Raw genomic sequence first — 13,706 nt, 5'->3', positions numbered from 1 at the left:
GCTCAGCCGACGAGTCGCAGCGACTCCGTCTGCCGTGCCGCGGCGGGCTGGTCGGGCCAGATGCCGCGGGTGTCGAGCACCAGCTTGTCGCTGCGCTCCTCGACCGGCACCGATCGGAACACGTCATGATCGACCAGCACGATCATGATCGGGCAGCCCTCGATCGCAGTGTCGATGTCGATCAGCGTCGCACCGGTGCCGTCGAATGGCGCGGGCAGGGTGCTGGCATAGGGTTCGACGATCCGGACCCGCTCGCCGTAGCGCTGCGCCAGCGCCTGCGCGACCTTGAGTGCGGGGCTTTCCCGGAAATCGTCGATGTTGGCCTTGAACGCGAGACCTAGGCAGGCGACCGGCGCATCGGGCCGCGCCTCGATCATGGCGCTCGCCTGGGCGATGACGTGATCGGTCTTGCCGTCGTTGACCAGCCGGGCGGTGCGGATCAGCGGCGTATGGTCGGGGGCGGCATGGACGAGGAACCAGGGATCGACCGCGATGCAATGGCCGCCGACGCCCGGTCCGGGCTGGAGGATGTTGACGCGCGGATGACGGTTGGCGAGGCGGATCACCTCCCAGACGTCGACCCCCATCGTATCCGCGACCAGGCTGAGCTCGTTGGCGAAGGCGATATTGACGTCGCGAAAGGCGTTTTCGGTGAGCTTGGTCATCTCCGCCGCCGGCGCCGTGGTGGTGACGCAGGCGCCGCGGACGAAGCGGCGATAGAAGGTCAGCGCCTTGCGCGCGCACCGCGGGGTGATGCCGCCGATGACGCGGTCGTTGTCGATCAGCTCGACGAGGATGCGGCCGGGCAGCACGCGCTCCGGGCAATAAGCGATGGCGACGTCGGCGGCCTCGCCGGCACGCCCCGGCACGCGCAGATCGGGGCGAAGCTGCGCGAGCAGGTCGCGGACGCGTTCGGTGGTGCCGACCGGCGAGGTCGATTCGAGAATGATCGTATCCCCCGCCTTGAGCACCGCGGCGATCGTCGTCGCGGCTTGCAGCACATAGGTGATGTCGGGCGCGTGATCCGCGGCGAAGGGCGTCGGCACCGCGATCACGAACACGTCCGCCGGCGCGATCTGCGCCGAGGCGCGCAGCGCGCCGCGCGCGACCACGCCCGAGACGAGCCCGTCGAGATCGACCTCCTCGATATGGACGCGCCCCGAATTGACCGTCTCGACGACCGACTCGGTGACGTCGACGCCGAGCACCTTCGCGCCGGTGCGGGCGATCACCGCCGCGGTCGGCAGGCCGATATAGCCGAGGCCGAGCACGACGACGTTCAATTCAGTGTCCGATAGCATCGGCGATGATCCTCGCGATCCGGGTGCTGGCGTGGCCGTCGCCAAACGGGTTATGCGCGCGCGCCATCGCGGCATAGGCCGATGTGTCGTCGAGAAGCGTGAAGACTTCGGAAACGATGCGCTCTTCATCGGTACCGATCAGCCGTGCGGTGCCGGCGGCGACCCCTTCGGGCCGCTCGGTGGTGTCGCGCATCACCAGCACCGGCTTGCCGAGCGCCGGGGCTTCCTCCTGCACGCCGCCCGAATCGGTCAGCGCGAGATCGCACCAGCCGAGCGCGCGGATGAAATGCGGATAGTCGAGCGGCGCGATACGCGCGACATTGTCCGGTGTGCCGAGCCAGCGATCCATCACCGCACCGACGTTGGGATTGGGGTGCATCGGGAAGAGGATGGCGACATCGTCACGCGCCGCGATCCGGGCGATCGCCCGTGCGATCGCCGCCATGCCGTCGCCGAAATTCTCGCGCCGGTGCGTGGTGACGAGGATGATCCGCTTGCCGGCGAACCGCTCCGCCAACGGGTCGAGCGTGGCGGCGAGGGCCGGGTCGGCGGCGATCCGCTCGCGCGTCCAGTGCAGCGCGTCGATCACCGTATTGCCGGTGACGTGCACCCCCGCGGTGACCGTCTCGCGTGCCAGCGCCGCCGCGGCGGTATCGGTCGGGGCGAAATGCAGGTCGGCGATCGGTGCGACGATGCGGCGGTTCACCTCCTCCGGCCACGGCTGGTAGATGTCGCCCGATCGCAGCCCTGCCTCGACATGCGCGACCGGGATCTTGCGGTAATAAGCGGCGAGCGCGCCGACCATCGCGGTGGCGGTATCGCCCTGGACAATGACGCGATCGGGCCGCACCGCGTCCATCACCTCGCCGAGCCCGGTGAGCAGCCGCGCGGTCAGCCGGTCGAGCGACTGGCCCGGCTCCATCAGGTCGAGGTCGATGTCGGGCGTCAGGCCGGCGATGGCGAGCACCTGGTCGAGCAGGCCGCGATGCTGCGCGGTGACGCAGGTCACCGTCTCGACTTCACCGGTCGCATCGAGCGCGCGGATCACCGGGAACAGCTTGATCGCCTCGGGCCGGGTGCCGAACACGGTCAGGATCTTGGGGCGGGCACGGGTCATCGGCGCTGACTAGCCGACCGGGCTTAATTTCGGGCTAAGCCGCAGGTCGGGCAGCCGGGGTCCTTGGGCAGGGTCAGCGTGCGGAAGCGCAGGCCCAACGTGTCGGCGAGCAGCAGCCGGCCAGCGCTGTCGTCACCGAACGGGTGCAGCGCGCGCATCACCTCAAGCGCGGCGAGGCTGCCGATCATCCCCGCCATCGGCCCGAGCACGCCGTCCTCGGCGCAACTGACGCCGGGCCGGTCGGGATCGGCGCCGACGAAGCAGCGATAGCAAGGCTTGTCCACTTCCCAACCGCGGAACACGCCGAGCTGGCCATCGAACTGGCCGATCGCCGCCGAGACGAGCGGGACCCGTGCCGCATAAGCGGCATCGGCGACGAGGAGCCGGGTGGTGAAATTGTCGCAGCCGTCGAGCACGACATCCGCCGTCGCGACCAGCGCCGCGACCGTGTCCGCAGCGACGCGCGTCGTCTCCGCGACGGCCGCGACATGCGGATTGAGCCGCCGCGCCGCCGCTGCCGCACGCTCGGCCTTGCCGGCGCCGATGTCGTCGCTGGTGTAGATCGTCTGGCGCTGGAGGTTGGAGAGGTCGACGTGATCGTCGTCGACGATGGTCAGACGTCCAATACCGGCGGCGGCGAGATACTGGATCGCCGGCGAACCGATGCCACCGGCACCGATCACCAGCACCCGCGCGGCGGCGAAGCGCTGCTGCCCGGCGCCGCCGACCTCCTTCAATACGATATGACGGGCGTAGCGGGTCAGCTCCGCGTCGGACAGCGTCACGCCGGCCAGGTGAAGGTCAGACTGGTGCGATACCAGCTGTCGGCATCGGTATCGCCCGGGGTGACATTGCCGCGCGCCATGCTCGACACCAGCCCGGCGGCATATTGCTCAACCGAAGGACAGGCGATGGCGCGGGGCACGACCCGCTTCGGCGTGCCGCCGGGCCCGACCAGCACCGCCAGATCGACCTTGAGCACATAGCCCTGCGCCGACAGCGTCGCCGCGTTGCAGCGGCCGGCCTTGACCTCGGCGCGGACGAAGCTGGACAGAGTGCCGCCGTCATCGGGATCGCGGCTGTAGGGGAGGGGACGGAGCTGGCTCCAGTCCTGCGGCGGCATCGGCGGGGCCGAGACGCCGGCAAGCTGTGCCGCCAAAAGCCATGCTGTAATCATCGGCCGGTCGATCCAAATCCTCCGCTGCCGCGCGCGGTATCGTCGAGTGCGTCGACCAAGACCAGCGTGGCGCGCTGAACCGGGGCGGGGACGAGTTGGGCGATCCGCTCGCCGCGCGCGATATCGACCGGCTCGGCGCCGAGATTGGCGAGGATCACCTTGATCTCGCCGCGATAATCGCAGTCGATCGTGCCCGGCGTGTTGAGGCAGGTGATGCCGTGCTTGAGCGCGAGGCCGGACCGCGGCCGAACCTGCACCTCATAGCCTTCCGGGATCGCCACCGCGAATCCGGTCGCCACCGCCGCGCGCGCGCCGGGGGCAAGCGTCAGCGTTTCGGCAGCGACGATATCGAGCCCCGCCGCGCCTGCGGTCGCATAGGCCGGCGGCGGGAGTCCCTCGCCATGGGGCAGGCGGCGCAGGCGAAGCTCGATGTCAGGACTCATCCGGGTTGAGCTACTCCGCCTTGTCGAACGGATCAAGAACCAGCGCCGCCCCGATCCGGTCGGCGAGCCGGCGTGCGACCGCCGCCTTCGGCAGTTGCTCCCATGATTCGACGCCATCGGCGGTGACGAGGTGGACCGTATTGGCCTCGCCGCCGAATACGTCGCCGGACACGTCGTTGGCGACGATCCAGTCGGCCCGCTTGCGGATGCGCTTCGCCGTCGCCTGTTCGACGACGCGTTCGGTCTCCGCGGCGAAACCGACGACGAGGCGCGGCCGCTGCGGCCCTTGCGCGAGCGTCGCGAGGATGTCCGGGTTTTCGGCGAGCACCAGCGCCGGCGGTTTATCGCCCTTCTTGACCTTCTGCGGCGCGGCGGCGACGTGCCAGTCGGCGACCGCGGCGACCATCACCGCGGCATCGGCGGGCAGCGCCGCCGCCACCGCCGCCGCCATCTCCGCGGCGGTGACGACGTCGATGCGGCGTACGCCCGGCGGCGTGGCGAGCGTCACCGGACCGGCGACCAGCGTCACCGCGGCACCCAGGTCGGCGAGCGCTGCGGCGATGGCGAAGCCCTGCCGCCCCGACGATCGGTTGGCGATATAGCGGACCGGATCGATCGGCTCGTGCGTCGGCCCGGCGGTGACCAGCACGTGGCGCCCGGCGAGCGGTCGTTCGCGCGGGGCGAGCATCGCCGCCACCGCCGCGGCGATCGCCGCGGGTTCGGGCAGGCGGCCGGGGCCGAACTCGCCGCAGGCCATCGCCCCGGCATCGGGTTCGAGGATGGTGACGCCATCGGCGTGCAGCTGCGCGACGTTGCGCAGCGTCGCGGGATGCTGCCACATCCGCACGTTCATCGCCGGCGCCGCCAGCACCGGCGTGTCGGTGGCGAGCAGCAAGGTGGTGGCGAGGTCGTCGGCGAGGCCGCCCGCCATCCGCGCCAGCAGATCGGCGGTCGCCGGCGCCACGACGATCAGGTCGGCCTGCCGGCTGAGCTGGATATGCCCCATCTCGGCCTCGTCCTTGAGGTCCCACAGGCTGGTGTAGACCTTGTCCTCGCTGAGCGCGGCGAGCGTCATCGGCGTGACGAAGTGGCTGGCGCCCTCGGTCATCACGCAGCGCACCTGATGCCCCTGCCGGCGCAGCAGCCGGATCAGCTCGCAGGCCTTGTAGGCGGCAATGCCGCCGCCGACGATCAGCAGGATACGCGTCATCGCACCACCCTCTTCACCGTAATCCGCCGCCGGTCGCCCGCCGCCTCGATCAGGTCGCGCAGGCCGTCGGGCGCGAAGACGAGGCCGACGAGCAGCAGCGGCGCGATCAGCAGGCCCCAATAGAAGGTATCGACGCGGCCGAACACGCTCAGCACCACGGCATAGCCGAGCAGCACCGCGAGCACGCGCAGTCCCGTCCGGTCACGCCACGCCGCCCAGCCGAACAACGCGAGTCCGACCAGCGGTGCGGCCAGCCACAGGGGCGCGATCATCAGCGCGGTCGACACGGTCATCGTCCGCACGAAGAAGCCGAACCCGAGATGCCCCGACCAGCCCGGCGACGCCGGATCGAGCGGCCCGACCACCTGCGCCACCGCATGGGCATGCGCCGCCAGCGCCAGCGTCAGGATCGCCGCGGCGACCGCCCAGGCCGCCGCCTCGCGCCGCTCGCCCTCGACGAGCGCGCCGACCGTCATCAGGAGCAGGTAGAGTCCCGCGGTCTCACGGATCACCGCCGCCGACAGGCCGAAGGCGACCGCGGGCAGCCACTGGCCGCGCCGGTGCACGCCGAGCGACAAAGCGATCAGCAACCCCGCCCAGATCTCGTGAAAGGCGAGCAGTTCGCGCTGGACGAACGCCATCAATCCGCCGGCGAGCAGCACCATCGCGATCACCCGCGGCGGCGGTCGCGCAAAGACGGGGGCAAGCCGCTGCCACCAGGCGAGCATCACCGCGGCGGCGAGCAGATAGAGCAGCAGCACGACGATCGCATGGGGAACCGAGGCCTGGACGATCGCCAGCGTCGGCAGGCGCACGGTGACGAACGGCCGCAGCGGATAATTGCCGGCGCGCATCGCCTCGGTCGCGGTGTCGTAATAGCCGGCGCCATGGCGGACGTTGGCGACGATCGTCTCGTACAGCACGACATCGGCCAGATCATCGTCGCGCCGCCCGGCATCGCCGCTCGCGGCGGGCGGCGTCGGCGCGGCGAAGACGAGCAACGTCGCGAGCAGCAGCAGCGCCAGTGCCGCCAGCGCCGCCGCGGCATTGCGCGGCGACAGGCCGGCGAACCGCGACGGCTGCACCAGCCATAACGGGGCGGGGCCGCGCCGCATCATCGGCTCAGTGGACGACCAGCCAGGTCGCACCGACGCTCGCCACCGCCGTCGCGGCGGCGACCGCGGCATAGCGCCAGCCACCGCCGATCCGCACCACCTCGATCTCGCGCAGCGGCGGGGCGGGGGGCTCGCCGCCCGGCGCCGGGTAGCGCGCCTCGATCCGGCGGATGAGTTCGGGCAAAGCGGCGATCGTCTTGACGTCGGCGATCAGCCGGTCGGCAATCGCCGCCTCCGGCCCCAATTCGGTGCGGATCCATTCGCGTACGAACGGCGCGGCCGACTCCCACAGATTGATGTCGGGATCGAGCCGCGTCGCGACGCCCTCGACCATCACCATCGTCTTTTGCAGCAGCAGCAGATGCGGCTGCGTCACCATGTCGAAATCGCGGGTGATCGAGAACAGCCCGTCGAGCATCATCCCGATCGACATGTCCTTGACCGGCAGGCCGCGCATCGGCTCGCCGACCGCCCGCAGCGCGGTGGCGAATTCCGCGACATTGTGGTGGCTCGGGACATAGCCGGCCTCGAAGTGGATTTCGGCGACGCGGCGGTAATTGCCGGTGATCAGGCCATAGAGGATCTCGGCGAGCCAGACGCGCGCGCGCCGGTCGATCCGCCCCATGATGCCGAAGTCGATCGCGGCGATGCGGTTGCCGGGCAGAGCGAACAGATTGCCCTGATGCATGTCGGCGTGGAAGAAGCCCTCCGCGATCGCCTGGCGCAGGAACGCCTGGACCAGGGTGTTGGCGAGCTTGGGCAGGTCATAGCCCGCCGCGACCAGCGCGGCACGATCGGACAATTTGATGCCGTCGATCCACTCGACCGTCAGCACGCGCGCGGTCGACCGTTGCCAGTCGATCGCGGGAACGACGAAATCGGGTTCGGCGGTCATCGACTCGGCGAGTTCGGACGCCGATGCCGCCTCGCGTCGGAAGTTGAGTTCGCGCGCGGTCCAGCGTTTGAAGTTCTCGACCGTCAGCCGCGGCCGCAGCCGCCGCGCCTCGATGCTCATCCCTTCGAGCTGCGCCGCCGCCCATTCATAGGTGGCGATCGCGCGGGTGAAATCCGCCTCGACGCCGGGGCGCAGCACCTTGACCGCGACGGTGCGGCCGTCGGTGGTCACCGCGCGATGCACCTGCGCGATCGAGGCGGCGCCGACCGGCTGCTCCTCGATCTGGCGGAACAGGTCGGACGGCGGCCGGCCGAGGCTTGCCTCCATCGCCGCGGCGATCGTCGCATAGGGGACGGGCGGCAGCTGGTCCTGCAGGCGCAGCAGATCCTGCGTCGCCTCCTCGCCGACCAGATCGGGGCGGGTGGCGAGCGTCTGGCCGAGCTTGATCGCGGCCGGCCCGATCGCCTGGAACGCATCGGCATAGCGCGGGGTCTTGGGCACGCGCGCGCCGAACCGGGCGACGCGGGCGAGCCGGCGCACCGGCGCGGGCGTGTTGGGATCGCGCTCGATGCCGCGCAGCGCGCCGTGACGGGCGAGGATGCGGCCCCATTTGAGCAGCCGCCAGACGTGGGTGACCGCCGCGGTCATCGGACGCGCCTTACGATCGTCAAATCTTCCACCCCGAATGGATCGCGACCAGCCCGCCGAGGATCGACTCCGCCTTGGTGCGGACGAAACCGGCCTCGCCGATCATCGCCTGGAAGCGCGGCATGTCGGGGAAGCGGCGGATCGATTCGATCAGATAGCGGTAGCTGTCGGCATCCTGCGCGAGCAACTGGCCGAGCTTGGGGACGAGCTTGTGCGAATAGCTGTCGTAGACGTCCTTGAACCCCGGCCAGGTCGTCGTCGAGAATTCGAGGCAGAAGAAACGGCCGCCGCGGCGCAGCACGCGATGCGCCTCGCGCAGCGCCTTGGGAATGTCGGTGACGTTCCGGATGCCGAAGGCGATCGTATAGGCATCGAAGAACCGGTCGGGGAAGGTCAGCGTCTCGGCATTGGCCTCGGTCCACACCAGCCCGTCGATGCCGCGCTTGGCGGCGCGCTGCATGCCGACCTCGAGCATTGCCGGATTGATGTCCGCCACCGTCACCGAGGCGCCCGATGCGGCAAGCCGGAACGCGATGTCGCCGGTGCCGCCCGCCATGTCGAGGATCTGCTGGCCCGGCTGCGGCTGCACGCGCCGGACGAAGCGGTCTTTCCACAGGCGATGCATGCCGCCGGACATCGCATCGTTCATCAGGTCATAGTTTTTGGCGACGCTGGAGAAGACGCCGCCGACGCGCGCGGTCTTTTCGTCGGGGGCGACGTCCTCATAGCCGAAGGAGACGGTTCCGGGGGGGGCGGTGTCGGTCATGGCTCTGCCCTAGCCGCCGCTTGTGGCGGGGGCAAACGCAACCTAGCTGTTTGACGTGCCTGAACTCCCCGAAGTCGAAACCACCGTCCGCGGTCTCACCCCGGTGCTCGCCGGCCAGCGGCTGACGCTGGTCGAACCGCGCCGCGCCGACCTGCGCAAGGCGATCCCGCCCGACCTGCGCCAGCGGCTCACCGGCGCCACCGTCACTGCGCTCGGCCGTCGCGCCAAATATGGCCTGATCGACACCGATCGCGGCGACACCCTGATTTTCCATCTCGGCATGTCGGGGCGCTGGCGCGTCGATCCGGCCGAGCCGCTCGCGCACGATCATCTGCTGATCGAGACGGCGGACGGGCGGAGCCTGGCGCTCAACGATCCGCGTCGCTTCGGCTTTCTCGATCTCGTCGAGACGTCGGCGCTGGCGTTCTATCCGCCGTTCCTGGCGATGGGGCCGGAGCCGCTCGGCGAGGATTTCACCGGCGCCTATCTCGACGCCGCGCTTGCCGGCCGCGCCGCACCGATCAAGGCGATGCTGCTCGACCAGCGGATCGTCGCCGGGCTCGGCAACATCTATGTCTGCGAGGCGCTGCACGTCGCCCGCATCGCGCCGACCCGCGCCGCCGGGCAGATCACCCGGCCGCGACTCGACCGGCTCGCCGTGGCGGTGCGCGATGTGTTGCTCGCGGCGATCGAGGCGGGCGGATCGACGCTGCGCGACTATGCCCGGCCCGATGGCGAGCTCGGCTATTTCTCCAAACAGTTCCTCGTCTATGGTCGCGAGGGCGAGCCGTGCCATTGCGGCGGCACCGTCCGGCGCCGCGTCGATAGCGGCCGTTCGACCTTCTATTGCCCCAAGTGCCAGCGGAATTGAGGTGCGTCGCCATTTCGCCGCACGACCGGGATGCTCGGAGGGCGAAGGAAGGAGCGAGGTTGACCTCGCACACCGCCTTCGCTAAGGGCGCTGCCTTCGAGAGGGCGTAGGGTGATCCGGCGCCGCTCTGACCAGACCCTATACTCGCAAGGACGTACCGAATGGCGAATACGCCGCAAGCCAAGAAGCGCATCCGTCGCAACGATCGCCGCGCCGAAATCAACGGAAACCGCGTCGGCCGTATCCGCACCTTCATCAAGAAGGTGGAAGCGGCGCTCGCCTCGGGCGACAAGACCGCGGCGACGACGGCGTTGGCGGCGGTGCAGCCCGAGCTGCAGCGTGGCGTTGCCAAGGGCGTGCTCCACAAGAACACCGCGAGCCGCAAGTTCTCGCGTCTGACCAAGGCGGTCAGCACGCTCGCCTGATCCTCCTGTTTCAGGTCGATTTCGACCCGTCGGGACACGCGTCCCGGCGGGTTTTTTGATGTCGATTTCGGGTCGATCGGGAACGAAAACGGAAAGCACGGACTTCCCGCGATTCGAGTGCCGCGGATTTGCGCCCTTCCGCGCGGTCCGCCCGAAAAATCGAGCAATAACAAGCACTTGTCATTTTCCCGGACGCGTTTCTGCGGGGCAGGGGCTGTCAATCCCGTTTATTTCACCAATGTGACCCGGCGAGGGGTTGATCGACTCGCCCCAGGCCTCATAACTCCGCTCCACCGCAGCGATATTCATCGCCGGCGGGGACCTGAACAGCGTGGGCATGCCGAACGGCCGTTGGCCGTCAGGGGGATTTGTCTGTCTTGAATACGGCCGCCGGGCGACATGCGTCGCTTTCGGCAACGAAGGGGTATGCATTGAACGATCGGCAGGCAGTGGCGGTGACGGAGAGCGAGGCGCATCGCGCCTGGACCCGTGTCCGCAGCAACCTGCGTGAATCGGCCGGTGCGCGCCTGTTCGAACAATGGCTGAAGCCGATGGAGCTGATCGAGGACGGCGACGCCGAATCGATCCGCCTCGGCCTCCCTTCGGCGTTCATGACCAACTGGGTCCGCAACCATTATGCCGACCGGCTGCTGCTCGAATTCCGGGCATTGCTGCCGCAGGTGCGCGGCGTGTCGATCGAGACGCGGCTCGCCGCGCCCGCGGCGATCAAGCTGGTCGCCGAGACGCCGGCACCGGTGCCGGCTCCCGCTCCCGCCGCCGCGCCGGTTGCGGCCCCGGTGGCCGCCGCCGCGCCAACGCGCCCGGCTGCCGAGCGCCCGCCGCTCGATCCGCGCTTCACCTTCGATCGCTTCGTCGTCGACGCGGCCAATCGCGTCGCCTTCAACGCCGCGCGGATGCTCGCCGAGCCGGGCGTGCCGCGGTTCAGCCCGCTGTTCCTCCATTCGGGGACCGGGCAGGGCAAGACGCACCTGATGCACGCGATCGGCCATGCCTTTCTCGCCGCGCATCCGGACGCCATCGTGCTCTGCATGTCGGCCGAGCGTTTCATGTTCGACTTCGTCGCGGCGATGCGCGCGCGCGACACGCACAGCTTCAAGCAACGGCTGCGCGGCGCCGACCTGCTGCTGATCGACGATCTCCAGTTCATCGCCGGCAAGGACGCAACGCAGGAGGAGTTCTTCCACACCGTCAACGAGATCATGAGTGCGGGCAAACGCCTCGTCATCTCGGCGGACCGGTGCCCGCAGGCGCTCGACGGGGTCGAGGCGCGAATCGTCAGCCGCATGTCGGTCGGCCTCGTCGCCGATATCAAGGCGCCCGACCTGACGTTGCGCCGCACGATACTGGACAGGAAACTTGCAGACCTGCCCGAGGCAAAGGTCCCCAACGACGTGCTCGACCTGCTCGCGGCACGCATCCACGCCAATATCCGCGAGCTGGAAGGCGCGCTCAACCGCGTCGTCGCCTATGCGCAGCTGACCGGCGACAGCATCGATCTCGACTTTGCGGTGGCGACGCTGGGCGAGGTGCTGCGCGGCGCGCAGCGGCGGGTGACGATCGACGAGATCCAGAAGCTGGTCAGCCAGCATTTCGAGCTCAAGCCGCTCGACCTCGTCTCGGCGCGTCGCAGCCGCGCGGTGGCGCGCCCACGCCAGATCGCCATGTACCTCGCCAAGCGGCTGACGACGCGCTCGCTCCCCGAGATCGGCCGCAAGTTCGGCGGTCGCGACCATTCGACGGTGATCCATGCGGTGCGCAAGATCGAGGAGCTGCGCGATCAGGACCGCGACATCGATGCCGCCGTGCGCACGCTGATGCGCGAGCTCGAGGCGTAACGCGGGCCTGGGGTTCGCGGCAAGGCGCAGAGGTCTCGGAGGCAGTGCCTGCCGCGACAGCGGCACTTCACCATGTCCCGTCGTGACGGGTACACTAGCTCCTCAACCGCCGCTTCTCCGCGCCCCCGCGCCTCCGCGCGAACGCGTAAAGAATTCTCAGCGCCCCTTGCGAAGCACGATATAGAGCGCGCCCTGGCCGCCATGGCGCGGATGCGCGCCGCGGACGGCGGCGATCGCATCGGCATGGCGGGAGGCGGCGAGCCAGTCGGCGATTGCCGCGCGGATCGCGCCGCGGGCGTGCGGACGCTCGCTTTCGGGGCGCGGCGGCTTGCCGGTGACGAGCAGCAGCACGCGATCGCCGCGCGCGATCGCCCGGCCGAGGCCGTCGTCGAGCATCGCATAGGCGGAGCTCAACGTATGGCCATGCAGATCGAGCGAGGCGTCGGGATTGACGATACCGCGGGTCAGCCGCTTGTCCCAGCTGCCGTCGAGCGTGTTCTGGCGCGGCGGCGGGGACGCGACGAGCGGTTGCGGCGCCGGCGCGCGCGTCGCCATCGCGCGGGTCAGCGCCTTGGAGGCCTTGGTCGGCTTGGCGGCGGCGGCTGCCGTCGGCGGCGGCGGCGCGACCGGGCGGACCGGGGTCGCGACGGCGCGCAACGGCTTCACCGTCGCCATCACCCGCGCCCAGAGGTCGGCTTCGTCAGGGTTGAGCTGGCGCATCGCTGCCCGATCCATAGGGCGTATAGCGATCGGGCTGAAGCCGCGCGACCGTGCCGATCGGCAGCAGCAGGAAGGCGGTGCCGCGCGCCGCCATACCGCCCGCCGTCGCCTCCGCCACCGCGCCGCCGCCCCAATAGGTATCGAAGCGGTTGGCGCCCTTGATCGCGCCGCCGGTATCCTGCGCCACCCACAGGCCGCTGGCATCCTGCCGGTCCATCGACAGGAAGACGGGCGCGCCGAGCGGCACGTATTTGACGTCGGCCGCCGCACTGACTCCGCCGTTGACGACATAGCCCATCGCCCCCACCGGCGGCGTGTTCAGTTCGCGAAAGAAAACGAAGCTCTTGTTTTCCTGCATGATCGCTCGGCCCTCGGCGGGATGCTCGCGCAGCCAGGCGACGATGCCCTGCATCGAGGTCTGGCCGGGCTGGAGCAGGCCGCGTGCCTTCATCAACGCGCCGATGCCGGTATAGTCGCGCCCGTTCTGCGTGTCATAGCCGACGCGCATCACCGAACCGTCGGGCAGCCGCAGCCGGCCCGAACCCTGGATCTGGAGAAAGAACACCGCTGCCTCGTCGGCGCCCCAGGCGAGCACCGGAGCGCGGCCGTCGAGCGCGCCACCCTCGATCGCCGCACGATCAAAATAGGGGACGAGGTTGCTGCCATCGACGCGACCGCGGATCTTCTTGCCTTTGAGCGCATCGCTGAACTTGCCGAGATCGACGTCGATCAGATCGTCGGGCCGCGCGTAGATCGGGACGCTATAGCCGGTGCGGCGTTCGCGCGAGGCGGCGATCTCCGGCTCGTAATAGCCAGTGGCGAAGGCCTTGCCGTCGCCGACCTGCACCGCTTCGAAATAGCTTGCGAAGAAGGCGCGCGCGCCACCGCGCGGGACGCTCGCGGCGGCGGCGCAGGCCGCCTGCCAGTCGCTGCCGCGGGTCAGGCCGGAGGCATCGGTGCGCCGCATCAGGCCGGGGCAGCTGGTGACGAACGCCTGCCGTGCCGCCTCCGCCTGCGCCTCGGTGATCGGCAGCGACGCCAGTGCGGGGCCGGCGGTGATACCGGCGGTCGCGGCCGTGGTCGCGCCGGCGGTGGGGACGACGGGGGGGGGGGGGAGGGGGGGGGGGGGGCGGGTGGGTCCCTCGAAAGGGGGACCGCCGGG

General features: G+C 69.9%; 14 protein-coding genes. 3 read left to right on the top strand and 11 right to left on the bottom strand.

Annotation, left to right across the window (positions count from 1 at the left end; all coding sequences use genetic code 11):
* Positions 1-2 precede the first annotated feature (2 nt).
* The 9 genes from wecC to BW41_RS12435 are packed head-to-tail and all read right to left on the bottom strand — an operon-like array spanning position 3 to position 8,672.
* Entirely contained in the window at positions 3-1,301 is a 1,299-nt protein-coding gene (wecC, locus tag BW41_RS12475) for a UDP-N-acetyl-D-mannosamine dehydrogenase (protein WP_037534850.1), read from the bottom strand.
* Complete coding sequence (gene wecB / locus BW41_RS12470; protein ID WP_037534849.1) at positions 1,285-2,418, bottom strand: non-hydrolyzing UDP-N-acetylglucosamine 2-epimerase; 1,134 nt, start codon at positions 2,416-2,418, stop codon at positions 1,285-1,287. The genes wecC and wecB overlap by 17 nt, the downstream gene beginning before the upstream one ends.
* A gap of 23 nt (positions 2,419-2,441) precedes the next feature.
* The gene (locus tag BW41_RS12465; RefSeq protein WP_037534848.1) at positions 2,442-3,203 is read right to left on the bottom strand and encodes a HesA/MoeB/ThiF family protein; all 762 of its coding nucleotides are present in this window, start codon (positions 3,201-3,203) and stop codon (positions 2,442-2,444) included.
* On the bottom strand, positions 3,200-3,577 hold the full coding sequence (locus BW41_RS12460) for a hypothetical protein (protein ID WP_235199753.1): 378 nt from the start codon (positions 3,575-3,577) through the stop codon (positions 3,200-3,202). Before BW41_RS12460 ends, BW41_RS12465 begins: the two co-directional genes overlap by 4 nt.
* Positions 3,578-3,591: 14 nt before the next feature.
* On the bottom strand, positions 3,592-4,038 hold the full coding sequence (gene dut, locus BW41_RS12455) for a dUTP diphosphatase (protein WP_037534846.1): 447 nt from the start codon (positions 4,036-4,038) through the stop codon (positions 3,592-3,594).
* Between the two features lie 10 nt (positions 4,039-4,048).
* Entirely contained in the window at positions 4,049-5,248 is a 1,200-nt protein-coding gene (gene coaBC / locus BW41_RS12450; protein WP_037534845.1) for a bifunctional phosphopantothenoylcysteine decarboxylase/phosphopantothenate--cysteine ligase CoaBC, read from the bottom strand.
* Entirely contained in the window at positions 5,245-6,363 is a 1,119-nt protein-coding gene (locus tag BW41_RS12445) for a hypothetical protein (protein ID WP_235199752.1), read from the bottom strand. Before BW41_RS12445 ends, coaBC begins: the two co-directional genes overlap by 4 nt.
* A gap of 7 nt (positions 6,364-6,370) precedes the next feature.
* A complete protein-coding gene (gene ubiB, locus BW41_RS12440) occupies positions 6,371-7,906 on the bottom strand; it encodes a 2-polyprenylphenol 6-hydroxylase (RefSeq protein WP_037534843.1) in 1,536 nt (511 codons plus the stop codon).
* Positions 7,907-7,925: 19 nt separating this feature from the next.
* The gene (locus BW41_RS12435; RefSeq protein ID WP_037534842.1) at positions 7,926-8,672 is read right to left on the bottom strand and encodes a class I SAM-dependent methyltransferase; all 747 of its coding nucleotides are present in this window, start codon (positions 8,670-8,672) and stop codon (positions 7,926-7,928) included.
* 55 nt (positions 8,673-8,727) lie between these two features.
* Between BW41_RS12435 and mutM the strand changes: the two genes are divergently transcribed.
* The 3 genes from mutM (at position 8,728) to dnaA (ending at position 11,824) form a co-directional block, all read left to right on the top strand.
* Entirely contained in the window at positions 8,728-9,543 is an 816-nt protein-coding gene (mutM, locus tag BW41_RS12430; protein ID WP_037534841.1) for a bifunctional DNA-formamidopyrimidine glycosylase/DNA-(apurinic or apyrimidinic site) lyase, read from the top strand.
* Positions 9,544-9,704: 161 nt separating this feature from the next.
* Positions 9,705-9,968, top strand: a complete 264-nt coding sequence (gene rpsT / locus BW41_RS12425; protein WP_037534840.1) for a 30S ribosomal protein S20 — start codon at positions 9,705-9,707, stop codon at positions 9,966-9,968.
* A gap of 431 nt (positions 9,969-10,399) precedes the next feature.
* Positions 10,400-11,824: a chromosomal replication initiator protein DnaA gene (dnaA, locus tag BW41_RS12420; RefSeq protein ID WP_037534839.1), complete on the top strand. Its 1,425-nt coding sequence runs from the start codon at positions 10,400-10,402 to the stop codon at positions 11,822-11,824.
* Positions 11,825-11,980: 156 nt separating this feature from the next.
* Here the strand turns inward: dnaA and BW41_RS12415 are convergent, their stop codons facing one another.
* On the bottom strand, positions 11,981-12,544 hold the full coding sequence (locus BW41_RS12415; RefSeq protein ID WP_235199751.1) for a Smr/MutS family protein: 564 nt from the start codon (positions 12,542-12,544) through the stop codon (positions 11,981-11,983).
* The coding region (gene mltA, locus BW41_RS12410) for a murein transglycosylase A (protein WP_037534871.1) at positions 12,525-13,706 on the bottom strand (1,182 nt) is incomplete at its 5' end. The genes BW41_RS12415 and mltA, both read right to left, overlap by 20 nt.

This window comes from Sphingomonas sp. RIT328, assembly GCF_000632225.1.
GTDB classification, from domain to species: Bacteria; Pseudomonadota; Alphaproteobacteria; order Sphingomonadales; family Sphingomonadaceae; genus Sphingomonas; species Sphingomonas kyungheensis.
This window is presented reverse-complemented; position numbering and strand designations above follow the sequence as displayed.

Excerpts from the sequence above, each read along its gene's own strand:
- ubiB (WP_037534843.1), bottom strand. The coding sequence starts at position 7,906 with ATGACCGCGGCGGTCACCCACGTCTGGCGGCTGCTCAAATGGGGCCGC.
- wecC (WP_037534850.1), bottom strand. The coding sequence starts at position 1,301 with ATGCTATCGGACACTGAATTGAACGTCGTCGTGCTCGGCCTCGGCTAT.
- rpsT (WP_037534840.1), top strand. The coding sequence starts at position 9,705 with ATGGCGAATACGCCGCAAGCCAAGAAGCGCATCCGTCGCAACGATCGC.
- dut (WP_037534846.1), bottom strand. The coding sequence starts at position 4,038 with ATGAGTCCTGACATCGAGCTTCGCCTGCGCCGCCTGCCCCATGGCGAG.
- BW41_RS12445 (WP_235199752.1), bottom strand. The coding sequence starts at position 6,363 with ATGCGGCGCGGCCCCGCCCCGTTATGGCTGGTGCAGCCGTCGCGGTTC.
- wecB (WP_037534849.1), bottom strand. The coding sequence starts at position 2,418 with ATGACCCGTGCCCGCCCCAAGATCCTGACCGTGTTCGGCACCCGGCCC.
- BW41_RS12435 (WP_037534842.1), bottom strand. The coding sequence starts at position 8,672 with ATGACCGACACCGCCCCCCCCGGAACCGTCTCCTTCGGCTATGAGGAC.
- BW41_RS12415 (WP_235199751.1), bottom strand. The coding sequence starts at position 12,544 with ATGCGCCAGCTCAACCCTGACGAAGCCGACCTCTGGGCGCGGGTGATG.
- coaBC (WP_037534845.1), bottom strand. The coding sequence starts at position 5,248 with ATGACGCGTATCCTGCTGATCGTCGGCGGCGGCATTGCCGCCTACAAG.